This is a genomic window from Haloarcula sp. CBA1127 (assembly GCF_001485575.1).
Lineage (GTDB): Archaea > Halobacteriota > Halobacteria > Halobacteriales > Haloarculaceae > Haloarcula.
In genome coordinates this window covers 35,624-59,070 of the sequence record NZ_BCNB01000001.1, presented here as the reverse complement: position 1 = coordinate 59,070, position 23,447 = coordinate 35,624, and the positions used below count along the sequence as shown (strand labels likewise).

18 protein-coding genes and 3 pseudogenes are annotated in these 23,447 nt (G+C 52.8%); 10 read left to right on the top strand and 11 right to left on the bottom strand.

Features of this window, described 5'->3' with window-relative positions:
* Positions 1-214 precede the first annotated feature (214 nt).
* A pseudogene (locus tag AV059_RS22635) lies at positions 215-483 on the bottom strand (hypothetical protein).
* A 56-nt stretch (positions 484-539) separates the two neighbouring features.
* On the opposite strand from AV059_RS22635, the gene AV059_RS00265 reads away from it, so the two are divergent.
* Positions 540-800: a hypothetical protein gene (locus AV059_RS00265; protein ID WP_058991363.1), complete on the top strand. Its 261-nt coding sequence runs from the start codon at positions 540-542 to the stop codon at positions 798-800.
* Between the two features lie 1,914 nt (positions 801-2,714).
* On the opposite strand, the gene AV059_RS00255 is transcribed toward AV059_RS00265, so the two are convergent.
* The 5 genes from AV059_RS00255 to AV059_RS00235 all read right to left on the bottom strand — a co-directional run bounded on the left by AV059_RS00255 (position 2,715) and on the right by AV059_RS00235 (position 8,139).
* A complete protein-coding gene (locus tag AV059_RS00255) occupies positions 2,715-3,728 on the bottom strand; it encodes a hypothetical protein (RefSeq protein WP_058991361.1) in 1,014 nt (337 codons plus the stop codon).
* A gap of 621 nt (positions 3,729-4,349) precedes the next feature.
* Positions 4,350-4,931, bottom strand: a complete 582-nt coding sequence (locus AV059_RS00250) for a hypothetical protein (RefSeq protein WP_058991360.1) — start codon at positions 4,929-4,931, stop codon at positions 4,350-4,352.
* 171 nt (positions 4,932-5,102) lie between these two features.
* Complete coding sequence (locus AV059_RS00245) at positions 5,103-6,311, bottom strand: orc1/cdc6 family replication initiation protein (RefSeq protein WP_058991359.1); 1,209 nt, start codon at positions 6,309-6,311, stop codon at positions 5,103-5,105.
* Positions 6,312-6,978: 667 nt separating this feature from the next.
* Positions 6,979-7,803 (bottom strand): hypothetical protein, encoded by an 825-nt coding sequence (locus AV059_RS00240; protein WP_058991358.1) that lies wholly within the window; start codon positions 7,801-7,803, stop codon positions 6,979-6,981.
* A gap of 51 nt (positions 7,804-7,854) precedes the next feature.
* Positions 7,855-8,139, bottom strand: coding sequence for a hypothetical protein (locus tag AV059_RS00235; protein WP_079990685.1), 285 nt, complete (start codon positions 8,137-8,139; stop codon positions 7,855-7,857).
* 121 nt (positions 8,140-8,260) lie between these two features.
* Between AV059_RS00235 and AV059_RS00230 the strand changes: the two genes are divergently transcribed.
* The 3 genes from AV059_RS00230 to AV059_RS00220 all read left to right on the top strand — a co-directional run bounded on the left by AV059_RS00230 (position 8,261) and on the right by AV059_RS00220 (position 10,066).
* Positions 8,261-8,587 (top strand): PadR family transcriptional regulator, encoded by a 327-nt coding sequence (locus tag AV059_RS00230; protein ID WP_079990678.1) that lies wholly within the window; start codon positions 8,261-8,263, stop codon positions 8,585-8,587.
* Between the two features lie 354 nt (positions 8,588-8,941).
* A complete protein-coding gene (locus AV059_RS00225) occupies positions 8,942-9,526 on the top strand; it encodes a helix-turn-helix domain-containing protein (protein ID WP_005533816.1) in 585 nt (194 codons plus the stop codon).
* A gap of 9 nt (positions 9,527-9,535) precedes the next feature.
* Entirely contained in the window at positions 9,536-10,066 is a 531-nt protein-coding gene (locus AV059_RS00220) for a hypothetical protein (RefSeq protein WP_058991355.1), read from the top strand.
* Positions 10,067-10,540: 474 nt separating this feature from the next.
* On the opposite strand, the gene AV059_RS00215 is transcribed toward AV059_RS00220, so the two are convergent.
* From AV059_RS00215 to AV059_RS00205, 3 genes are all read right to left on the bottom strand, one after another.
* Positions 10,541-10,981: a hypothetical protein gene (locus AV059_RS00215; protein ID WP_058991354.1), complete on the bottom strand. Its 441-nt coding sequence runs from the start codon at positions 10,979-10,981 to the stop codon at positions 10,541-10,543.
* On the bottom strand, positions 10,978-11,757 hold the full coding sequence (locus tag AV059_RS00210) for a ParA family protein (protein ID WP_058991353.1): 780 nt from the start codon (positions 11,755-11,757) through the stop codon (positions 10,978-10,980). The genes AV059_RS00215 and AV059_RS00210 overlap by 4 nt, the downstream gene beginning before the upstream one ends.
* Before the next feature lie 561 nt (positions 11,758-12,318).
* On the bottom strand, positions 12,319-13,104 hold the full coding sequence (locus AV059_RS00205) for a sulfite exporter TauE/SafE family protein (protein WP_058991352.1): 786 nt from the start codon (positions 13,102-13,104) through the stop codon (positions 12,319-12,321).
* Positions 13,105-13,452: 348 nt separating this feature from the next.
* Between AV059_RS00205 and AV059_RS00200 the strand changes: the two genes are divergently transcribed.
* The 3 genes and pseudogenes from AV059_RS00200 (at position 13,453) to AV059_RS21295 (ending at position 16,460) form a co-directional block, all read left to right on the top strand.
* Positions 13,453-14,082: a nitrous oxide reductase accessory protein NosL gene (locus tag AV059_RS00200; protein ID WP_058991351.1), complete on the top strand. Its 630-nt coding sequence runs from the start codon at positions 13,453-13,455 to the stop codon at positions 14,080-14,082.
* Between the two features lie 132 nt (positions 14,083-14,214).
* Positions 14,215-14,637 (top strand): annotated as a pseudogene (locus AV059_RS21300) (transposase); the annotation flags it as partial.
* Positions 14,638-14,921: 284 nt separating this feature from the next.
* Positions 14,922-16,460 (top strand): annotated as a pseudogene (locus AV059_RS21295) (type B DNA-directed DNA polymerase).
* Positions 16,461-16,648: 188 nt separating this feature from the next.
* Here the strand turns inward: AV059_RS21295 and AV059_RS00175 are convergent.
* Complete coding sequence (locus tag AV059_RS00175; RefSeq protein WP_154020961.1) at positions 16,649-17,842, bottom strand: hypothetical protein; 1,194 nt, start codon at positions 17,840-17,842, stop codon at positions 16,649-16,651.
* A 723-nt stretch (positions 17,843-18,565) separates the two neighbouring features.
* Between AV059_RS00175 and AV059_RS00170 the strand changes: the two genes are divergently transcribed.
* The 3 genes from AV059_RS00170 (at position 18,566) to AV059_RS00160 (ending at position 22,336) form a co-directional block, all read left to right on the top strand.
* Positions 18,566-19,111: an HD domain-containing protein gene (locus tag AV059_RS00170; protein WP_079990677.1), complete on the top strand. Its 546-nt coding sequence runs from the start codon at positions 18,566-18,568 to the stop codon at positions 19,109-19,111.
* A gap of 172 nt (positions 19,112-19,283) precedes the next feature.
* The gene (locus AV059_RS00165; RefSeq protein ID WP_058991345.1) at positions 19,284-20,960 is read left to right on the top strand and encodes a transposase; all 1,677 of its coding nucleotides are present in this window, start codon (positions 19,284-19,286) and stop codon (positions 20,958-20,960) included.
* A gap of 353 nt (positions 20,961-21,313) precedes the next feature.
* Entirely contained in the window at positions 21,314-22,336 is a 1,023-nt protein-coding gene (locus tag AV059_RS00160; protein ID WP_058991344.1) for a tyrosine-type recombinase/integrase, read from the top strand.
* A 92-nt stretch (positions 22,337-22,428) separates the two neighbouring features.
* On the opposite strand, the gene AV059_RS00155 is transcribed toward AV059_RS00160, so the two are convergent.
* Positions 22,429-23,277: a hypothetical protein gene (locus AV059_RS00155; protein WP_058991343.1), complete on the bottom strand. Its 849-nt coding sequence runs from the start codon at positions 23,275-23,277 to the stop codon at positions 22,429-22,431.
* Positions 23,278-23,447 lie beyond the last annotated feature (170 nt).

Below are 23,447 nucleotides of genomic sequence, written 5' to 3'. Positions count from 1 at the left end.
GTGTCTAAATAATTTACCTTAGGTGGCTAAGTTGTCTGAGGTAAATAAACTTCTATTGATCCTGATGGACCACATGCGCAGTTAGTGTGGCGTCCTCAAGAGCGGTTTCAGCATCTGAAGAGTGTTCGTCGGCGGATTGCTGTTCAGTGCTCCTGATCTGGGAAGCCTTACCCAGAGGGAGATCCCAAAATGAGCGATAATATCCACCGTCAGACTAGGATTGCTCTATCGGCTTGACCCATTCGGGAGCAGCGTCGTGGGTGCCACCGTAGATTGAGTTCTCGGAATACTGGTCGTCGGCAGCCTCGACAGAACGATTACGTTGCCACCGGAGCGCGAGATACCAGAGACGGTTCCACTGACCTCGTCGAGTGGGCTGTTGCCGTCTGTCCAATCAACCCGAACGCGGTCACCACGGTCGAAGTCGTACTCCTCGAAGGAAGGTGCGTAGTACTCATGATCTCCTCCGGCTACAAGAGACACAAAATGGCTCTATGCCAGCCAGAGTGTGATGTCTTTGGCCCAGATAAGAAGAACTAATGCCCGAGTTGCGGGTCCGGAAACCCGATGGTTGGACGACTATCTCGTTTCCCGACGCAGTTGCGTCGATTTCGGTTGCTGGTGGGAAAGTCGACGGCCAGCTGTGTCTTACCCTCACCGGCGAGCGGGAGGACGGTCCCCGTATTGTCGAAACCGGTATTCTCGACGTTGACGAACGTGACGAGCACTTATTGGAGAATACAGTGCCCCGGACTGAGGACGGAACGAGTATCGTTTTGGATCGGCTATTACCGGAGTAACAGCCGTTGTGAATACGGCTTCTTTTTTCACCAGTGAGTGTGAAACGGCCGTTTGGTACGTGGGCGTATTGACTGTTATCCTGTATCCACGCTACTACTGGGAATGTATTTTCTCGAGTCAGGCCAGTTCAGCCAGATGAGCTACAATGAACATAACAGTACCTAGAACTACGGTCCAAACTGACCACTCGGGGATGTCATCGAATTCACCTGAGGGGCCTCGGGCTATCTGATATGATGATCCACAAAACATCATGATGCTAGCTATAGATGTGGCAATTATTGAAAAACTCAGATCACCCTTGATGATGGCTGGCACCGTACTATATCCGAACATTATGCCCCACATTGCCAAGCACGTATAAAATACATAGAACCGCTTCACAGTATCGTTTTATTATCAACTGGCAAAAGTGGTCAGGATACTTCAAAGTGACATTCCAACTTCATGAATATGATATTCCAGTCAGATATACTATTTTACACGCGCTTATTACGGCCAGTGAGTGGTTCACCAGACAGATCAACACCTCCGTCCTCCGCTCTGACAGCAGAGCCGTGACTAAGGTTGCCATTCCACCATTCCAGCCGAACGGAGTCCACACTGTACGGCAAGAAATAGTGTAATCGCTCATTCTGTGTTTTATATTATTGAAGGGTGGCTAGCTCCGCACTCAGACAGTACTACTTCTGTTCCGTCCTAACCACGAAGTCTTCCAAGCTCACGTCCAGTGCTCTAGATTTACGACCACAATTCATAGAGTTCGGTGATGAATCAGACCGGACCACTGACAATTCGGCGGAAGAATATGTACGGCTCTCCCCACAGAGGTGACGGGGGTTCGCGGGAACACTGGAACTAACTTGAGTGGTTAAACGATGGTCAGTACAGGTAGTCTATGAATCTGATGTTATCGGAACTCAAAACGTCATCGTAGGACTATAATCGTATATTCTAACAGAGGACCCTTATCTTGGAAGGTTTTCAGAAATATGCCTTTCTGATGATCGACAATAGCCAAATTATCGGTACGAGAGCAAGTATCAATCCTAATGTGCCTATTAGATAGTCTCCTTCCAGTAGTCCTCTTGCCAATCCACTTCCGAGCCTAACAATTAGGAAGAGAAAGACAGCTAAAAGCAAATTGCGGAGCGAAAAGTTCAATCTTTCAGTATTGTAATCGGTTGGCGACATTTCGTAGTGGTTCTTCCTATCTGACAAAAAGTATTTCCCCACTGGGTATACAAATGTAGCGCTCGGTTATTGTTGTTTAGGCTGCTGGGTAATGAATACGATTTTCCCCGCGAGTGAGGAATACTCAGTACGAAAGCGACCGACTCTCGATGCAGAATTGGACACAGATGGATTAGAGTGGATGTTCTCGCTCGCAACAAACTATGCGAGAATTAAGATAATACTGTCGCGTACCGTAGAATAGGCACCACGATCTACGCTGAGTAATCAATACAGCAGAGTTACGAAATACTAAAGCAACTTGCTGTCATCTGAGTGGCGTGTGTCCCTACCAAGAGATACCCTCCTATTCAGTATCTTGATCATGCTGTGGATAATTAAACTTGAAATCAGTGGAGCCAGTGAAAGGTGCAATCGTCCTTGTTTCATTCGTAATCGGGATGATCGGACTTGCTGGAAGTTTGCTGTCGTCGCTGAGTTCTGAGTCCGGCTTCACTGAGTAATACGCCCGATTACTGCCGGATAACTCAACAAGCTACCGATGAATCGTAATTCGTGAGAGGGTTCTATGACGCGCTCACACTGTCCTACTCTCACCCAAGGACCGGACACATCCTTTTGGCGAACAGCGATACTGATCGTTCACCGAGAACCACAATGGGATCCGTTAACGGCTCTACAGCACCCTAAACAACCGTTGCGCTCTGACGATACGACAGCTACCGCTTCCACGGGAAGGAACCGTGCTGCTCGCGATAGGCCTTGATCTGGTTCTGAAACTCCTGCTCCTGGAAGTCAGGCTCGTCGCCGTGGATGTCCTCCGGTGAGACACCGTCGGGAAGGTGGTCATAGCCCGTAGTCTCCTCCGTGTCGTCCTCCTGCTCGGGCTCGTGGCGGTGCTGTCCACACTCCCTGCAGGTCCAGATCAGCCGGTCAAGATGTGAGTGGCACTCGAACCCGTCGAGCCCGTGTGACTCGTGTCCCGTTATGGCACCACACTGCCGACAGTGGAACTCGACGCCAAGCGTCCCCAACTCGGATCGTGCCTGATGGCGCTGCACGATGCCGGGAACAAGCCAGTACGTGCCGTCGTCCTGCTGGAACTCGTCTCTGAGCCGCTTGAACTCCGAGCGGTCGGTGACCGGCGACCCGTCCTCAAGATAGATCCGTGGCTGGACGTCTGACTCATCCCAATCAGTCTGTTCGTCGGCTGTCTCCAAGAGCGCCTGTCCGGGTTCCTCGTCGAGCGTGGTTTCGGTCGGAAGCTTGGGCCACCCCTTGGTGAGAGTGGTGGCTGGCTCGGTTCCGAACGCTGCACGGCACTTCACCGTTCCGTGAGAGGTGTCCTCGCCGCTCGCGATACTATCGGACACCGAAAAGGCCGCAGCGCCGAGGGCTCGTGCGTGGAAGGTGGTGTTCGCCTCGACGAGCGCGAGCACGACTCGGCCGAATGTCCACTCTTCGAGTGGGCTGTCATCTTGGTCGTCGGTAGGCGTCTCTGAGACACTGGTGTGAGCACAGAATGGGCACTGGCGTTTATCCCGGGGAATATCGTTCCCACAGCTCCGACAGATGCGGGTATCATCCTCTGTACGGTCGGGATACCTGGTGGATTCGAGGACCCGTTCCCGTCCGTTCCCTCTCGTTTCAGGGTCAGAACTCGCTGCACCGAGGATATCCGCAGGATCGTATTCAGGATTCGGGTCAGTCACACGCATGGTTGCGTTCGTCATTGTATTTAAACCTCGGCCCTGAGGGAAGCACAAACCGACAGAGAGCGAGAGTCTTGCCTGATCCAGTGAAACAGCTGTCGACCTGATGATGTTGTCACTGGTTGCCGTGCAAGATGTAGAGGGTGTAGTCAGCACGCTGAGGCGCTTTATATCCGGTCACTGATGATGAAACGGAGAACTGGAACAGGAGCCGGCAGCAACGGAGCCGATATGAACAGACCAGAGGACTAAGCTAGTCGTTGTCGCGATTTTTGAAATAATAGGTGAAGACTCCGAAAGCCAACCCCCCTGCTGCCCCCGGAATCGCAGCAGAAATCACACTACCGTCCCCGAGAAGCGCATCTATCGAAACCCACAGCAATATCCAAACGACGACGCTCATCGGAATATATAGCCACGAATTCGTTAATCGACTCCGTACGCTTTCAGCCATCTTTTCGCTCTCACTCCGCTTGTTACGTAGTTCTTCTGTATGTGTGGTGATTCGTCAAAGTCTTTCAGTTGGAAACTGGTGACCGACTTGCGCTGTGCATCTTGCACAACCCGATCTACCAACCCCGAGACAGATACCAGTGTTTCGCTGTCTTTGGTAAGAGCCGAGACCAAGACAGGACGAGTTGGCTACTCGTCGCCCGTGCTGTCCGTCACTTCTGCCATGAACGTGTCTGTTGGGGTGTCCAGATCGTACTGGTTGATGAGTTCGAGGGCAGCTAGTGCTGCGCCTGTGTCTGCGAGGTCTGCGGCGAGCAACTGTTTGAGACGAAGGGCAGCCTTGTCGGCACGGTCGGAATCTGAACCACGCATCTGGGAAAACTCCATGAAGAGGCGTCGCCAGGCGGTCGCCGAGCCGGTCACCGTGAGATTCCAGTCCGAGGCTTGGAACCTTGAGGACGACTGCCGGCGGTAGTGTGCTTCAAGTCTGTCGAGCAAGTCGTTGATGATCGTGCCCTTCTCAACGGTCTGTCCGTGTTTGACGTAGTCCGGGTCGATGAGACTGCGCCACTCGTCGAAGGAGTCGATATCGTACTCGACAGCTAGCTCGACCTCGACTGTTTCGAGACAATCGGCTTTGGCAGTTTCGTTCACGTGCTGAAGTCGATCTGCGGTCCCCTCGGCGTGGACTGTGAGGTCTGGGAACTGCGCTTCGCTAGATGCTGGGTGCTGTTCTCCGGTCTGCTTGCTGTTGGTGGTCTTCGATGCCATGGGTACTGTCGGGACGCTCTCACTGGACCGCCCCGTACTCGGCTGGGGGCCACAAAATAGAGTTTTGGTGAGAGCAGCTGGCGTAGCTGGGCGCGTAGCGAGTTCTGGTTATGTCTCAGAAATGAGCGCAACCCCAGAGAATTCGCCTCGCCGGGGGAAAAAGACTGCAATTCAGGTTTCAAGTGTGAGGACTATATCTGCGTCCCACAAGAGAGTGTACTGGCTATAGTGCCCTTTCCCCTCTCCAGTCCCTCGTCGACTCCCTGCAATCTCTAAAAAGCAGAGCTCGTTGAGTAGCTGTCGGGTCCGTTCTGTTGAAAGCGGGTCTGCCCCACTCCGATCACAAACATTGAGATATGTCTCGCGTATTCGCATTGTCCGGAACCATTCTCGGTCCGGATTGTTTTTGCTGAGGTTCGCCAGCGCGACTAGAACATGCTTGCTATGGGGCGGAAGCCCGGAAATTAGCTCAAGCAACCGATCAGACTCTGCCGAGGCGCGTGCATCCGAGAGGTGTGATTCTTTTACTCGCTCAGCGTTTTCCTTGTTCGCTTGGTCACCAGCATATCGAAGCAGGCGCATGGCTTTTCGTGCGTCCCCGTGTTCCTTGGCGCTCAGTGCCGCAGCACGAGGAATGACTCCCTCCTCAAGGACGCCGTCAACGAAGGCATCGGTCCGATTTTGAAGTATCTCTCGAATTTGCTCCGCATCATATGGTTCAAAAATAAACTCGTTATGGCCGAATGAACTCTTTGTCCGTTCGCTCATTTTGTCCCGATAGTTGATTTTGTTTGATACCGCTATTACTCCAATTGGAACATCAACACTCCCGTCTTCCCCCGCTCTTGACAGGGCCATCAGAAGATCATCGTTGTTGAGTTTGTCAACTTCGTCTAAGACGATGATTGCAGCGTCATAAAACTCGTTCAGGACCGACCACACCCGTTCAAAGTACTCGTTCTCTGAAATCCCCCGGGACGGGAACTTTACACCGCTTTCTGGTGGGTTAATTGCACGACCGTATGTGGTCAGAGCGTCAGAGTTACCTTTTGCCTGCTGACAATTAATATATCCTGTCGCAAGCTTCACATCCCGATTTTCAGCTTCTTCTTGTGCAATCTTGGAGACGTGCTTTGCGACAAGTGACTTCCCACATCCGGTTTTCCCGTAGATGATGATCGAATTTGGCGGCTGACCGACAACAATTGGCCCGATTTCCTCAGCAACCTTCTCTATTTGTTCATCCCGGCCGACGATTCGTTTTTCACTAGGAACATAGTCGATTTGAAGTATCTCACGTTTCTCGAAGATTTTTCCTTCGCTCGTGTCAACACTATCAAATACGCTATGTAGTGTCTCTGACCCGTCTTCGCTATCCATTACTAGAGTCGACAGCAGTCAGTGAAATAAAACTTAGGTACCGGATTATGAGTAAGAGTGCCAGTAGATCGAGTGAAAAGAGATATTTCGGGATTTCTCTCTTACACAAAACTTGGCTGAACCACACCGGATTTTGAGTAAGAGGGGAGGGAGACACACACCTAGTTTGGAGTAAGAGGAACAAGAAGAGAGGGGCGGAAAGAAGCGATATGTAGCGGTTGTAGCAGCACATTCGTTGTTTCTGCACAAACTACACTGCTTACTAGTACAACTAGACTAGAGGAACACACCTAGTTTGGAGTAAGAAACCCATTCCTAACACTATTATACAGCCATCTACGACACAGATCCTATACTCCTTACTCAAAATCCGGTGTGTGTGTCCGGGCCTGAGTTTTTGTTGCTGACAGTTCCGACTCCTCCTCGCGCGCTCACAGTTGATGTCAGCGGTATTCAGCGTCACACCGGATGGGGTTTCATCAATTCCTCCAACAGCGTAAACCACTTGACACTGAACGAGATATTCGATCCAGCACTGCCACCATCTAATGATTACTGCCCAAGCTTGCACACACCACCGGTTCCAGTGAAAACCACAAGCAGCGGTATTTACACTCGAAACACGGTGTGGGGTGGGCTATGAATTGATCACACTCAGTGTAGTAACTTACACTTCGAGTCGCTCCATCGGCTTGACCTCGAAGGTCAGCAGATGAGAGCGAAGACGGGCGTAGGCCCCGTCGCCGTCAGTCGTCGCACAGTACCGATTCGGCCTTGCCTCGCGAGGGTTGCCGTCGTTCTCCTTCCAATCCTCCAGCGTGAACTCAAGGGACTTCAACTCACCGTTAGCACTCTCGAAGACGGCTGCAACCGACGGTGTTCCGTGGTTGTCAGCGACGTAGGCCACCTTGACAGCGTCGTGGTCGGCGTCAAGTTTCGTCCAGCCATCGAGTTCGTCTGGCCGGTCCTCAGCAAACTTCTCGATCTCACGCTGCGTTAGTTCGGCCTCTGCTGCATCCCGCCACGCCTGCTTGATATCCTCGGCTTGGGACCGCTCAATGTCTTGGAGGACGTCGGTGTCAATACAGTCCACAGCCCAGGCAAGCACTGTCTTGGCTTTCTTGTGCTTTGCCTCGGGTTCGCCGTTTAGCTGCCCGAAGTTCATCTCCTTGGGCGACATTAAGAGGACGTGAGAGCGCCAGTAGCCGGGGTCAGCGTCGCACTCTTCACTGGCATCGGGGGCCCACGACTCCATCGAGATCCGGACTTCCTCGTGATGGCCGAAGCCAGTTCGGACGCCGCCGGCGCGCAGGATTCGTTCCGCGAGGTCGATAGTTCGCTCGCGCTCGTCAGCAGGCGCTTCGTCGGGACGGTCAACGTCGGTGTAGAATGGTAAGCCGACGTTGTCGATAATCGTCTGTTCGTAGTTTGGACTGACCGGCGGTTCCTCGACGAAGATCGGATCGAACGGTGGTTCGGCTGTTGGCAACATACTGGAAAGCCTCCAGCCAGTGAGGCGGCACAAAATCGCTCTGAGGCGGCGTCAGGTCGAGAGGTACTGGTCAGCAGTGTCGCCGTGCTTCGCTTCTAGAGCGTCCCAGTCAGCCATCGAATCGTACTCTGGGCGGATCTCACCGTCCGATAGCATATCCGCAACGAAGGCTTGGACTTGTTCGTCGACGGGTGCAGTCTGCAGGTCGCGCTCCTGAACGATGAACCGGATGCCACAGAATGTACGTCCGTCTGCTGCAAGCTGCCAGGGCAAGAGCTTTCGGTTCCGATAGGTTGCGAGTTCGGTCAGGAATGCGTCGTCTGTTGGATTGGATATCGTTTGGAGCCTCCGGCTGAGATGGCTGCATAAAACGAACATTGTGGATAAGGTGAAGTATCGATACAGTGCTTGAGGAGGGTATTGAGTCGAGCTCTAGTAAGTACGAACAGATAAGATTATGACTCCCGAGAGTGGTACTTGGCTTGACAGGATGTATGACGTGAATAGCTTCAAACGCGATATGATGGTCGTTCTTGCGGGCATGGATAGTCCGATGGGGACAGAACTGACCGCGGAGCTGCAGGAATACTACTCTGAGGAGATTACGGTAGGACGTGTCTATCCGCAATTGGATGATCTGGTCGAGAAGGGACTTATCAGAAAGAAGGCTAAGAACGGACGAGAGAACGAATATCAGTTGACGAAGCGTGGCGTGCGAGAGCTTCAGGCCCATCGAGAATGGGAGGACAAGTACTTGGCTCCGATCAGTGAGCTATCTCCGTAGTGGATTTTTGAAAGAGATAGACAGGGCTCTCCGGAGAAATGCCCCATGGTGGACAGAGGGGTGTAACAAACTGCCTTTCAGCTGTCTCACCCCATCGCTGGGCCAGACGGCACAGACAGAGCCCGGAGGGGGCAACGGTATCGTGATGACGATTGAACCAGAGGGTGGAGAAAAGTTCCCGTCGATTCGACTGCTACTCTTCGGCGACCCTTTATTCGAGGTTCTTACGTTTGAGGGCATAATGTTGCGAAGGTGTTGAGTCGGAACCAACCGGTACCCGGTAGATGGTAGAGATGTATAGTGCTGAAGACGTCGTCCCAACAGTTATTACTCAATACATGAATTATGAATTGTATGTCGAAAGCTGCCGGGGACCCAGAACGAGCTATCAATGGTCTCCTGTCGATTGCACAACTGCTGGAAGAGCCACGCTTGGCCCGGCTCTACACGTTCGTCCTTCGTGAGAGAGAAGTGATTATCGACGATATCGTCGCTGCATTAGAGATTCCCCGGACGACAGCGTACTCGGATATGGGGACGCTTGTTGACCTCGGTGTCGTGACCCGTGATGAAGAGCAGAAGACACACACGTATTCGGCGGTCCCGATCACGCTTACTGCAGATCTGGACGGTGACGAGTATACCGTCACTCCCACTCTCATCGAGGCCGTCGGTCGCTCACCACACGACCAGGATCTCAACCTCCTCCTGGAAAGATACGGGCTCGGTAAACTCGCGGCTGCGCTCACGTACGCCATCCCCTATACCAACGGTGAGATGTCTGAACGAGTCGCGGCTCGGGAGCTCGATCTGCAGCAGGCCTTCGCGATTACAGTCTTGCATGCGCTTCGAGATGTGGTTCAAGATATGCAAGCCGTTGATCCATACTTTGAGGATATCCGGAATGCTCGCGACCAACCACCGTCATCTGAGGACTGACGGGCACCGATGAGCACGCCATTCGACCCATTTCAGGAGTCCGTAGCGTGGGTCGCAGATACCGGATTCTTCATCGCCTGTGGTCGCCAACAGAATAACAAATACGCTGCTCTTGAGCGCTTCGCCGCTCAGAACGCCCTCACGTTTGTAATCCCCCAACGCGTCTACGAGGAACTTGGCGGAGCGCCAGACCGCAGCACACCAGGACAGACGCCGATTAATAGCGCACTCGATGCTGGCTGGGTTCGAGTTGCTGCTGAACCCGAATATGCGAACAGCACAGTATCCCGGGTGATGGATGACATCCGGTCATATATTGCCCGGTCATCAAATCGACCTGAGGACCAGATTGAGAAGGCAGATACTGCCCTCGGCGCTATTGCAGCAACCCTTCTCGACAGCGGCGACGTTCGATACGTCTGTGTTGTGACCACAGATACTGACGCTGGTGAAGGCACCGTTGCAGCACTTACAGCTAACGGCTTCGAAGACCGGGTTCAGTTCAGAGACGGATTTGAGTTGATCGACGAGATTACGTAATCGGGTTGTCGCTGGGGCAACCTTCGTCTTCATTCCTGTTTGAACTTATCGGAGGAGTACGCAGTGCTGGTAGGCTGTACGTGCAGATACCGAATTCATCAGTAGTTGGCAATATAGTTCCTTTATTCAGTCGTAGAGATGAAACGCCTGTTCAGTACGGATGCGTGTTGACTACTATTTCTTTTTAATTGGAAAACTGTGACTATCTGGGTAACATTTGGAATTCTTTGAGCTTTGGAAAGCAGAGGCATGTAGGTAAGGTAGTTCTGAGAATCCAATCGAAATGCGGTCTCTCTAATTGGACCGATTCCTTACTCTTTATAGACTGTACTGTCTGATACAGCCGTTTCAGTTTCAGCGTACTCATGTGAATAACGAAATCGTGCAACCGACTACTGTAGCCCGCACACCCCGCCATCGATGTGTTCTTACATCCCACTGTTTCCTGTGAAACACGCTAATAGAACGCCTCAGTTACCGCAATTCGAGAGATTCGACAGCATCGGTGAACTCCGAACCAGACATCTCTTGGACTGCCTCAATCCCGCGTGCCACGACGACTGGGTAGTAGTGCCGTTCTTTCTTTACATCCCAGTCACACTCGTATTTCATTCGGTCGAACTCGTTATCGACTGGGTCCATGAGTTCATCCGGCAAATGAACCAGTTTACTCCCCCAAACTTCCTTATAATCCTTAATGGATTTATCTGATTTAATCGCTATATCTTGATTATTTTGTTTAATAGACTTATCACTATTATCTTGTTTGTCTTGTTTAACATCCTTATCTTCATTATCTGGCTCATCAGGCTTATCGGCTTTATCTGATTTATCGGACTTATCTGTCTCTTCATTCCCGAACCGCTGGCCGAGCCGTTCGGACATTTCGTCTTTGGCCTCGTCTCTGTCTTTCATGGTTGCTCCTTAATGAAATAGTCCGCAATCCGCAGCAGTTCGTCTGCTTGGTCACACTCCTCGTCGTGGCCGAAGATACTGTGGCCGGAATTGAACGCCCGCTTGATGGCGGCCCGGTTCCGGATCTCGAACACCGGAATCCGGTCGCTGAACGTGTCGTCAAACCACTCCAACATCCCCCGTTGTTCACCGTCAAGCGGATAGTCAACGTTGCTGACGACCAAGGCCTCTTCTTGGATCGACGCACCGAAGTTGTCCTCCAAAGAGTCAATTTGCTTGAACAGCAATTCGACAGCGCGAATGCTCGTGTCCTCAGCCTCGGCGGGGATGAGTACGTTCTCACACGCAAGTAACGCGTTATCGGTCAAGAGCCCTAGCGATGGCGGACAATCGACGACGAGGAAATCGTAGCCAGTCACATCTTCGAGCAGCATCGATAAACGCTCGCGACCACGCATTCCGCTAACGAGCTCCTGCTCTAGCGAGAACATATCTATGTTAGCCGGCAGCACGTCGAACTCGTCGTGGCCTATCACGAGATCGCCGACAGCGTGTTCGCCCGGAGCTTTCAGCGCGTCGTTAAGATTCGGCGATGGGGCCGTGTACTCGTCATCCAGACCAACGCCGCTGGTCAGGTAGCCCTGTGGGTCAAGATCTACCAGCAGCACGTTCTGACCTTGTTCGCCGAGCGCTCCTGCGATGTTTAGTGCAACTGTGCTCTTCCCGACGCCGCCTTTCTGGTTCGAGACTGCCAACCGATACGGTTTATTCGACATAGCTAGCTAAGCCCTCTAATCTTGTTTAACAAGTTATCTTGACTTAGTACTATCGTCAGACACGGCTGGCACACCATGTGCCGAGTGAAGCACGAGATATCCGAGTCGTCTGTTCTCAACTATCTTGCGCTGTCTAGAGCCGTCGGTCGCCATTCACAGCGGCCGCCGCGCACACCGACTGCTCGCCGACCTATGATGTTCCAGAGAAGTTAGAACAGAGCCATTTCGTCCTTTGATGGGATGTACTGTCTCGGAGTTCAACCCGATCACTACGGCGGGGAATCTCGGGGGTGGGACCTTACGAATCCGGTGATGAAGACACGGAAACAGTCCGTGATGTCCGTGACGAGGTCGAAAGGCACGTCGAAGCACTGTTCGACGAAATCGAAGAGATAGCTGCTGACCGGATGGATTCCAAACTTCTTCCAGTGCGAACCGTTTGTTATGAACCCATCCAACTCGAAGAGAACGGGCTTGTCAAGCTACGTATCTCATTTATTGATGCCAGACGGCGAACCTATTCGCTTGAACGGATATGGACTGAAATACTGACATCGATATTTAGATTATTCCAACCCCGCCGCCTACCAGACGAATCCCCACCACGATAAGCAGTCCCAGCACGACGAGTCTGCGAGAGCGCTCGCTGGCGGTGACTCGAAGGCGCTTCCCTACAGCGACTCCAGTGACGGCCGGGATAGCAGCGACGACAGACGCAAACAGAACAGTTCTGCTCGGGTATAGCCCGAACAGACCCGCCACACCAACACGGATTCCGTTGAGTCCTAGGAATACAAGCGCGACGACGCCGACAAATAATCCGTGTGAGAGGTCGAAGCTCCGAAGATACGCGATCAGTTGGACACCAACATTTGTCCCGCCGAACAACAGTCCCGAGATGCCGCCAACACCGAGCATCCCAACTCGCGTTTGAGCGAACGTACTGATCCCACCTGACGACCACTCTGGGAGGGGGATCCGCTGCTGAGTGGTCGCGACGAAGCCGAGAGTCAATAGCCCGAGGCCGACACGCAAGGGCCCGGTCGGAATACTACTGAGGGCCGCCATCCCGACAACCGTGCCGACCAGCGCCGCCCCGATGAGTGGTCCAAACCGTCGACTACAGGTTCGAAGCTCTTCCCGGGTGAGATCACGCACCAGTGAGAGATTCACCGCGAGAATAGGGATGATCATGAACACAACTGCCGTTGCTGGGTCGATCACCGTCGCAAGTGCCATCGTCCCGACGAGGGCGAACCCGAATCCAGCGAGTCCGTTCGTCGTCCCGGCGATCAGAATAACGAGCGTCATCAGCGCGACTGTGGCCCCTCCAATAGCTGCAATCATTGGTTAGTGCTCGTACGTTGCTCGTACAGGACAAGGAGTGTTCCGTAGTTGATGACGTTTCAAACCAGGGCCTCGGATGTCGTGTACTCGTCGGTTCCGTGCACCGTCCGGGTGCCGAAGCCGAACTCGACCGTCGGAATCCCATCATTTCGGAGCACCTTGTTGTCGCGTCCACCGGCTGCTCAGTCCCGTCTTCGTGATACTGGAGCACGTGCTCTTCGCACACGGACTGATGGCGCTCGGCGCTATGGGTCACTGACGCGTTCTGTGCGGAGCTCGCCGCGGTGAAGAGACGACGTTCGATGACCGCACCAGAACGGTATTGCGTGCGTGGCCGAAGGTAAGTCCATGGGTTGCGAGTCTGACCACCGATTGATATCGCGTCGACGTGCTGTCCACGCACTTGGGGCGGGGATCGCGATGGGTCTCACCGGGTGTCTGGGTAGTAGTACCGAAGCGGCACCCAAGCCGATAGCACTGTCCGGACAAAAACCAGATTATTACGGTGGAATGGTGATCGGAGACCACGGCGGGCCGAACGGACAGGTTTTCTACGCCGACGCACAGCCGGAACCCCGTCAGGGACCCGGCGAAGATACTGAAGAGACAGCACACCTCGCGTGGTTCCACACACTCGCCCACGGGCTCTTTCCCTATCACTTCGACATGGTGGACGACGGTGCGGAAGCGACCGCAGTGTACGTCACGGACTACTCCCGCATCGACTGGGAGATCCCGGAGAACACTGAGCGAAAAAAGATGCCAGCGCCGACCGCACCGGACACTTTTGCGGACGCGACTGACCTCACCTACGCCGTTGAGACAGATGTGATGGGTGGCATGGGACCAGATCTTATTCCGTTTTCTGAAACCGACGAGGCTGTACGGTTCACGGAGACTCATGGCGGTCAAACAATCGAGTATGACGATATCGATAGAGTACTGGTTGAGAGAATCCAGATGTCTAGAATGGAGTGAACCGCCTCGGGGTCAAGCCCCACGGCACTCGGCCTGTTCCGCCTGTAGATCCACCAAGGATTCGGGAAGTGGACTTATTACTCGATGTCCTCTCGGCTTGGGTACTAACTTGTCAGACTCTCGCGATCGGCTGCCCACCGGCGGCTCCAGCGGGGTCAAGACCGATACGAGACCGACAGGAAACTGCATCTCGGGAAGAACGAATGGCACGAGACGGCGTTGATCTACCGACGGAAAGAAGACGCTGAGCATGATGATCACCGGCAGTACTCAGTGTTCATGTCCAATCGCGGTAGTGGCTTCCTCACTGAGTACGGGTATCGGTGGGAGATAGAAAGCGGCTACAGGTCGATTAAGCGGTTCATGGCTGCAACGACCTCGAAGTATTTTGGGCTTCGATTCTTCTACTTCGCGTTCGCATGTCTGTTGTACTCAATCTGGCGAGCGGTTGATCTGCTCGTGCAGGTAGAGTTGACCGGTGAGTATGAACACTCGCCAATCGTGACAGCGGACAATACGCTAACGCTGTTGAAGAAGGAAACTGGAATCGGGTAGAGAGGAGACTCCTCCCCGTAATTGAGCGACTTTGAGTGGCTACGCTATCGGAAGTCGTCGAAATTCGCGTGTATGGATGGTGGTTCAACAAGATTGGCCGTTTGGAGAGCAATCTGAGTCAGTTTCCGTTCACTGGATCGGCCGAAACCACGCATCAGAGCCCCGCTAAACCCGCTGTAGTCTCAACTTCAGGACACACGACAGTAGTTGAGACTGGCGCTCTCAATGCATACCCTCAAGCCCCGTCTGCTCAGTACGTCAGAGTTGTTCCATCCAAGCGGTGAGTGGGGTACAGAAAAATTTCCATCGGGAGCGAGACTGTCAGAGGAGACACTGCCGCGTTGCTTGCCACAGTCCAAGAGGTACTCGTCAACATTGACCCGGATATCCTGGTCGTTTCGACGAGCGAAATCATCCCCACACTCTACGAAATGGCCGACCGGGTCGACGCCGATTTTTCGTTAAGCCGGTGGCCCGGGGTGGATTATCAACAACTCGCCAGCCAGTCCACATACGCCAGTTACGGACAGGTTGGGCACTCTCCGGCTCGCTACAACGTGCCGGGGCGGGCCATCATCGACCAGTCGAACACCTTCTTCTTCGGGGAAACGAACCTCGAGGACGTCCTCGGTCTAGTCGAACAGTCCCGCAAGCCCATCTAGGGACTCGCGTGGGCGTCGATCGGGAACGTCCTCACGGCGATCCAGGTGTGCGAGGCACACGACCGAGGCGTACTGACACCGTGGAACTCCTGGCGACACGAATTCTTCAAGCCGATGGGGACGCTTCACGACGGCGACCGGGGCGGGTTCATATTCGCTCCGGATGTCGAGTTACACGAGGACGTACACGAACTCGACTTCTCCAGCCTCTACCCGAACATCATCTGTACCAGCAACGTTTCGCCAGATGTCATCCGGTGTGAGTGCCATCGAGAGCGTGAGGACGTCCCCGAGCTGGGATATTCAATCTGTGATAAGCAAAGTCACCTCGTCGACGTTCTCCAGCACTTATCGACAGTCGCGACGAGATCAAAGCTGACATCCGTGATGAGAAGGTCAAAGATGACCCCGACGAAGACCACCTAGAGGAATTGGAGGGCCGGTCGGACGCCATCAAGTGGGTGCGTCGCCTGCTTCGGCTATCAGGGGTTCAGCAACGCGAATTCGGCCGCATCAAATGCCACGAAGCAATCAACGCCTACGCCCAAGAAATCCTTTTGACGGCAAAGCAGCAGCTGGAGCAAGGTGGCTGGAGAGTCGTCCACAGAATTATCGACTCCATCTGGGTGACGCCGGATCCAGATGTCGACGAGTATGGCCGAGAGGACCTCCGCGACATCGCCACAGACCTGACCGACACGATCGGCATTCGTCTCGAGTACGAGGCCGAGTACGACTGGGTCGCGTTCGTCCCGCAGCGGGAGAGCAACGCTGGCGCACTCACCAGTACTTCGGGAAAGTCGCCAGTGAAGAAGACTACAAATTGCGTGGTATCGAAGCTCGGCACCGCTCAACGTAGCCGCCCTCAAGCATGCCGGTGACGAGGATATTACCATCTATCCCGGTCAGGACATCGAATATGTTGTGATTGACGACGAGAAACGCTCGCGAGATCGCGTCAAATTGGCGTATGAAGACGTAAAATCCTGCGACCCGAACTACTACGAAACCCAACTCATCCGAGCCGTCGAAAGCGTTCTTTCCCCCTCCCCCTTTGGGTGGGACCGAACAGACATACGGCGAGAGTTTACCGAGACACGCGAAGTAGGGCTCTCGGTCTGTTCTGATTCCGATTCTGGACAGATATCAAAAGAATCATAGGATGTACTGACAACTCGCGTGTATGAAGCCGGAATATATTCAATCTAATGCGCTACTGATCGCCGTTTTTGGGGCAACGCTGCAACTTTCACAATCTCTTCAAAATGACCTCAATCTCGGAAATTTAGGAGTTGTGCTTATATTTGTGGCAATTCTTCTGAATCTCGCCTCGGTACGATATTATTGAGTTACAATCCGCCGCAGTAGGACCCCATTGTATACGTGATTGAGTCAGTTGGTTGATGCGAGACCCACTGACCCAGGAAATTCGTATCTCCCCACGTAGCCTTGAAGTCTGCCTCTACCATATCAACGAACCCGTCAGAGCAGTCAGTAGAAACAATCGATATTGACGACGGGTTGAAGAAACAAGTCCATAGCGCTGGATCAGAATTCGCAGCGTTGGTCAGATGATGCCGAGCGACATTGTCCGTCTTGCTGCTCTTTTCAAGAACCTCCGTTTCAGGCTGGGAATACGTTTTTGACACAGTCGCTTTGAATGTCGAATCAGAGTCAGCTCCGAGCGTGATTGTTTTGTTGCTTACCTCGTTCGACTTATTGGTTCGTGGGTGTCGGTCCTTCATATTTGCCCAGTTATCCTGATTCCAGTCTTGTGTCAGGAAACCTTCCTTGTTTTGCCAGCGCTTATCGAAATTATCGTCATCCGCATTTTCGACTCTATTCTTCCCAGATTCTAACTCGACACCGACATCCATCGCGAATACGTTGTCATCTGGCTTACGCTTGAAGGAGATGTCGTATATAATGATTCCGTGGGGCTCCGAATCGTGTTCTGTATGGACGTTAGTTACAGTTTCCCAATCTGACCACTCGTCACCCGACGACGCAGCCACATTAGAACCAGAACTGTCACTTTGAGCCTGTGAATTTTCGTTCGGAGGATCCTCAATCCAAGAATCTGCCTTCTGATGTTTGGCTTGGATATCTATGTCTTCCTTTTTCAGTGGTTCTGAGCCTCCATCTTGATCAGAACCATCTTGTGTTTGGTCTGATGCAATAAGGGATTCGCCAAATGTTGGGTTCGAAGTCAGAATCTGCTCCCGGGGGTTGTCCTCCTCGTCGATGAAGAAGTTGTATGCAAGAACCTTAGCGGAGGGGGTGGAGGGCAATGCACCGAACTGTTGTCCAGACGTACTACTTTCTTTCAGAACTCGCTGCTTCTCCTGACGAATCTCATCTCTGGTGATTGGGTCAGAAAGAGAACCACGAAGTTTGAGGAAGGGTTCCTCTGTTTCGGATTTAGCAGCTCCAATACTTGAGGAAGCGGAAACCGCGAGGGCAGCGGCACCACATGTTTTAATAAACGTTCTACGACTAGAGCGGGAACCTATATTTTCATTTACCATTTTACTGCATTTCAACTGTCATGTCTGGATTGTAAAAATATATCGATTTCAATTAATCTGGCATGGTTAGCATTCCACCGAGTAAACAGGCGTTAAATAATAGACTAGATGATGATACGCGGATTTGACCACCAGCGTCTTCTCTGTCTGTGATTACAGATTTGGGTTCTATCCATGCAACTCTCGCCTCTCTGAGCGGATTTCGCCTGCATTGATGTGGGAAAGAAGAACTAATTCAGATTCACTCATTAGTTGAGGTGTACGGCATCAAGCATTATATATAATTTCTATAGTAGTATTCTACAATTTTTTCTGACACATCAGATAGCACTTCCGCGCCCCCTCAGATTATAAGGCATTGAAACTTGTGGAGGGTATAGATATTGTGAAGATTGGGGAGATTTGGCCGTGGTGAATCGCCGGACGTCTCTTTCTGTCTTCACTATCTTAGGTCAGTCGAAGACTGCTACGAAGATATGCTGGTCAAAATCACGCATTACAGCCCCGCCAAACCCGCTGTAGTCTTAACTCCCATACACGAGCAGTAGTTGAGACTGCCAGTCTCAATGCACACAATATGAAATCTAGTGGATCTTGGGTGAATTAACTGTTCAATCTGGATGCAAATTTCACGTGGACAAGGAATGAATTAGGGGTCATTGAGACAGTCAGAACAGATACTTGGGGCAGGTTGTGTCAAAAAGAAGTTTATTACTTATCTGTACTCTATTCGCACAGATGAGAAATTTAGGCGAGGATGAAGAAATTGAGCGTGCTATCCAATATCTAGTGCATTCCTTCGAATCTTCGGGCGATAATCCGAAACCAGTGATACTCCACAGTACAAGAGTGGGAATGAATCTTTATAACAGAGATTACGACAAGTCCATCGTTATCTCTGGTTTTCTCCATGACCTGCTAGAGGATACAGACGTGGCTTCTGATGAGATTCGTTCGGAGTTCGGAGAGGATGTTGCAAATATCGTGGAAGCCACTAGTTTCGACGAGAATATCAACGATTATCTCCAACAACATCTCGATATTTATGAAAGATGTTTTGCATTGGGACGAAGTGCGGTGATTGTCAAAGCTGCAGATATCCTCGATAACAGTGATTACTACGATTTGGGTGGCTCGGAGGAACTACGAAAGAACCTGACCAAGAAAATGGACTATTTCATCCAAAACTCTGAACCATATATCGGAGACGAGGACATACATCAGGAACTCAATGATAAGCTCCCCATAGTTAAGCAACGAATGAATATAAAAACCGACAGCTGAAATTTACGACATATTTGAACTGTTTGAGCTGGCTACCGAGCCTAGAGTGCTCCGTTGTTGTTCTGTACTGACCACTCTCCATTCATACTGCTTAGCGATATTGAGAGCTGAATGTGTTTTCGCTATTACCAGTTAGACGAATTTTTGCGCGTGTCGTGACTAGCATCTTGTAGTGGTTGCAAGTCGTAATTCTCGACGCGCTGTCTTTCGACGAATCGCACGGCAGCCATACGCTGAATGGCCAGCGTATGATTCAACACCACTGTACGACCGGAGTTCGCTCGCTAGTCTGAAAGAAGACATCTGGACCGTTGCGTCCACATGGTTCGACCATGAGGACCACCACTCCGTCGACGAGTTCGTGTCTCACTACCCAGTAGCGTATGTCGAGTTTGGGCCACATGACCAGTATTCTGGAGCCACCCAGTACGAGATGGCTCAACTGTTCCGGTTATTTTCACTCAAAGAACTTCACGGCTGGACCCACGAAACGGCACTCCTCAAGTACCTCACTCACCACTCTGAATTCCGTGAACAACTAGGCATAGAGACATTCCCGGACCAGTCGACGCTATGGCGTACATGGAACGAACGGTTCACAACAGAGCTTCGCGAGACAATTGAGGCAGCCGCGCGGACGATTCTAATCAAAGCCCAGAACGCGGGTGTTGCTGTTCCACGCGAACCAGAACGGTGCTTTCCATCACAGGGTGACGAAGCGGGCAACTCGGACCCAGACGATCAAACCATCCTCAACGAAGCGGCATCGATTACGAACCACATCAGCCACATCATCTTCCCAGCCTTCTCGTTAGATCGTGGTGATAGTTGTGAAATACACGAGAACGCCTATTGGGACTTACAAACGCATCTCGGACTTCGAGAACGGTTGGCTGCGAACGAAGGAGCTCGGAGTTTCGTCTACGAATCGACCCGGGATCGGACGCCGTTGGGCCACGCCCATCGTAATCAGATTCGTGATATCTCGGTTGAACAGGTTCGAGAGATGTATCGACGAGCCGTGAATCGATTACTGGATGAAGTCGCAGAGACGGAGGAGTTCTTCCGAGCTGGGATCGTCGCTATCGATATTACGGAAGCCAACCCGTTTACTGGGGATCGGACTGGTCACGAGGACGAAATTATCGGCACGAAGGAAAAGACCGACGAGTACGCCTATCAGTGGGCCACTGTGCAACTGGTCGGGAACGCTGTCCCAATCGTACTAGATGCGCGACCAGTTCGGAAGGGCGAGAGTCGGAAAGAAATCGTCGAGGATCTGCTCAACTCTGCTGAGGAGATGGTTCACGTTGATAACGTGCTGATGGACCGGGAGTTCGATAGTCAACACGTTCTGGAGATGATCAGCCAGCGTGGACTCTCCTACGTCGTCCCAAAGCGGATGCAGACCAGCGAGAAAGCCCAGGCCAAGCGATTGCTCCAACGGGATCAAGACCGATACGAGACCGACAGGAAGCTCCATCTTGGGAAGAACAAGTGGCACGAAACAACACTGATCTATCGGCGAAAGGAGGATTCTGAGCATGACGACCACCGCCAGTACTCAGTGTTCATGACGAATACTAGCAGTGCTTTTCTCACCGAGTATGGGTATCGCTGGGAGATTGAAAGTGGCTACAGGTCGATTAAGCGATTCATGGCCGCGACGACATCGAAAGACTTCGGACTCCGGTTCTTTTATTTCGCGTTTGCGTGCCTGCTGTACTCGATTTGGCGAGCGGTAGATCTGCTCGTCCAGGTCGAACTGACTGGTGAGTACGAACACTCGCCGATGGTGACGGCAGATAACACGCTAACGTTGTTGAAGAAGGAAACCGGAATCGGTTAGGGAGGTTCTCCATCCGTGATAGCCGGTGTCTGAGTGGCTACACTCTTGGAAGTCTTCGGAAATCGGCGATATAGTCAGCAGTACGATAGGAACGAATGATTGAGTGCTAATCTGGAGCGGTCTCCGCTTGACGATTCGTCCAAATACACGCATTGCAGCGCTGCTAAACCCGCTGTAGTCTCAACTTCACCGTGCGAGGTTTTTGTATAGCGGCATAGAATTTATCAACCGCAGTAGACACGGTGTAATTGCTACAGAGGTTCTGAGACTCCAGAATTCTGTTTTGTGGATTAGGTTTGTATTAGGGAAATAAGCACCACCAGTTTTAGCCGGACCGCCGCTGTACGGGAAGCATGGATCGGCTTCCTCCTGAGTACGACGCTACTCCCGGGGATGACGCCCTCGAAACAGCCATCGAGAAACGACTGGTCGATATCGACTCCGGACGCTACCGAACAAACGTCGCGAGCGTCCTGCGGAAGTTCGCGGCATGGAGTCGGGACCAGCATGGTATCACCAACCCCAAGGACATTGACGATGATCTCTGCCGGCAGTACGCTCGTGAGCTAGCCCGAGCCGACGACCGGGACGATATCTCGCCGGAAACAGCACGGCGGTACTTCGCCTACGTCCGCTCGTTTCTCACCTGGGCCGTCTACGAGGGCCTGATTCCGACGAACCCAGCCAAGACTAACCACGCCGAAGGCCCGCTTCCGACCGACGAGACTGAAACTGACCAACAGTACTGGACGACACGCGACCGCGAAGCCATTTGCGCGACCGCCACTGCCCGCGTCGACGAAGCCGGCGAAAGTGGTGACGTCGACCGCACGGCGGCCTACCGCGACCAGGCACTCGTCTTCTTACTCGCCTATTCCGGAGCCCGCAGCGCGGAGCTCGTCGCCGTCTCTGACGATGAAGAGCGTAACGGCCTGCGGTGGCGGCACGTCAACCTCGGTGCTGGCACGATGCAGGTGTTCGGCAAGAATCGAACCCGCGAGTCTGCGCCGATCCTCGACGATGCGCTTCGCCCTCTCCGGCGCTGGAAACAGCTTCGAGAGCCCGACGAAGACGAAGCCGTGTTCCCCAGACTCGATAACGCGGCGAAACCAATGGACCCAACACCGTCAATCACAACGCAGTCAGCCCGCGATATCCTCGCCAAGCTCTGCGAATGGTCCGACTATGAGTTCGAAGAGCCACTAAAGCCACACGGCGCTCGTCGTGGCCTCGGTCGAGAAATCTATCGCGAAAACCCACAGTTAGCCCAGGACGTACTGCGGCACAAGTCCATCGAGACAACACACGAAGGCTACGCACAGGAGGCCGCTAAACGGACTCGTGACGAAGCGAACGATATCATCGGCGGTGAGTAAGCTGCCGACATCTCTTCAAAATGAGAGACAGACGACGCCCCCACTGAACTGGTCCACGAGGTGAGAACGTATCGTCTGTTCTGGAACCGCTTCTACAACCGCCGGTAGATGATAAGCCCACCGAGAACAGCCACGAGTATGCTACCACCCACAAGCATATTTGTCGGTGAGCTGCCAGACGATTCAACACTGTCGCCCGCTCTGGTCTGCGACGGTGTGTTCGTCACGTCTGGTGTGATTGCGGGCCCACCACTGCTGGTCTGCGTCGAGGTTGACCGCTCGGTTGGTCGTTCAGTTGCCGCTGTCGTCGTTGTCGGCGTGTCACTGGGCGTCGTTTCCGTTACTGTCGGTGTGTCCGTCGGTGTTACCGTGTCACCAGAATCACTGCTGCTGGAATCGCTATCATTGTCACCGCTATCGTCATCATCATCACTACTATCGCTGGAGCTAGAAGAGTCTGCTTCAGTTGGTGTGCCTGTTGGTGTCTCCGTCGGAGTCGGTGTTGGCGTCTCCGTTGGGGTTGTTGTGTCATTTCCGGACTCAACTGTCAGTGTTCCAGCGCGAACGCTGGTGACATTGTATGCGTTCCCGGATTCGTCACCAACGGCTGCAACAGTCAGGTCGATATCGCTCGTCCCGACAGCCTCGCCGGTGAGCGTGACCGAGACAACAGGCGCTGAGCCACTGTCGGCAGTATCCATACCAGTCGCCGCAACGCGGACACTGTTCGCTTCTTGAGAGCTCTGGACTGTTTCTGGATTCCCAGCAACAGTCGTGTTCGAGACTGTTGCAACCGACCCGTTGGTGCTTGCAATATCAATATCCAGCGAGCCGACTCCGTCTGTAGCAGACGTGACCACGATGTCAACAGTGGTTGTGTTCCCAACGGCAACGGTGTCAGTCGATGGCTGGACGACGACACTGGTCGTTCCCGCCCCCATCGTGAGTCCCGCACAGAGGGACAGCGCTATACACAGGCCAGCTACTGTCGCAAGTCGCTTCATTAAATACACCAACTAGATAAGTGGGATTAAGTATTCTGATTACTGAATGAAATTAGCAACAGTACCTCTGGTGGGGGTTTATATGACAAGTTCAACGAGAAAATTAC

What these genes read in the sequence shown, in the direction of transcription:
- AV059_RS00265 (WP_058991363.1), top strand. Translation starts at nt 540, where the DNA reads ATGCCCGAGTTGCGGGTCCGGAAACCCGATGGTTGGACGACTATCTCG.
- AV059_RS00255 (WP_058991361.1), bottom strand. Translation starts at nt 3,728, where the DNA reads ATGACGAACGCAACCATGCGTGTGACTGACCCGAATCCTGAATACGAT.
- AV059_RS00250 (WP_058991360.1), bottom strand. Translation starts at nt 4,931, where the DNA reads ATGGCATCGAAGACCACCAACAGCAAGCAGACCGGAGAACAGCACCCA.
- AV059_RS00245 (WP_058991359.1), bottom strand. Translation starts at nt 6,311, where the DNA reads ATGGATAGCGAAGACGGGTCAGAGACACTACATAGCGTATTTGATAGT.
- AV059_RS00240 (WP_058991358.1), bottom strand. Translation starts at nt 7,803, where the DNA reads ATGTTGCCAACAGCCGAACCACCGTTCGATCCGATCTTCGTCGAGGAA.
- AV059_RS00230 (WP_079990678.1), top strand. Translation starts at nt 8,261, where the DNA reads ATGACTCCCGAGAGTGGTACTTGGCTTGACAGGATGTATGACGTGAAT.
- AV059_RS00225 (WP_005533816.1), top strand. Translation starts at nt 8,942, where the DNA reads ATGTCGAAAGCTGCCGGGGACCCAGAACGAGCTATCAATGGTCTCCTG.
- AV059_RS00220 (WP_058991355.1), top strand. Translation starts at nt 9,536, where the DNA reads ATGAGCACGCCATTCGACCCATTTCAGGAGTCCGTAGCGTGGGTCGCA.
- AV059_RS00215 (WP_058991354.1), bottom strand. Translation starts at nt 10,981, where the DNA reads ATGAAAGACAGAGACGAGGCCAAAGACGAAATGTCCGAACGGCTCGGC.
- AV059_RS00210 (WP_058991353.1), bottom strand. Translation starts at nt 11,757, where the DNA reads ATGTCGAATAAACCGTATCGGTTGGCAGTCTCGAACCAGAAAGGCGGC.
- AV059_RS00205 (WP_058991352.1), bottom strand. Translation starts at nt 13,104, where the DNA reads ATGATTGCAGCTATTGGAGGGGCCACAGTCGCGCTGATGACGCTCGTT.
- AV059_RS00200 (WP_058991351.1), top strand. Translation starts at nt 13,453, where the DNA reads ATGGGTTGCGAGTCTGACCACCGATTGATATCGCGTCGACGTGCTGTC.
- AV059_RS00170 (WP_079990677.1), top strand. Translation starts at nt 18,566, where the DNA reads ATGAGAAATTTAGGCGAGGATGAAGAAATTGAGCGTGCTATCCAATAT.
- AV059_RS00160 (WP_058991344.1), top strand. Translation starts at nt 21,314, where the DNA reads ATGGATCGGCTTCCTCCTGAGTACGACGCTACTCCCGGGGATGACGCC.
- AV059_RS00155 (WP_058991343.1), bottom strand. Translation starts at nt 23,277, where the DNA reads ATGGGGGCGGGAACGACCAGTGTCGTCGTCCAGCCATCGACTGACACC.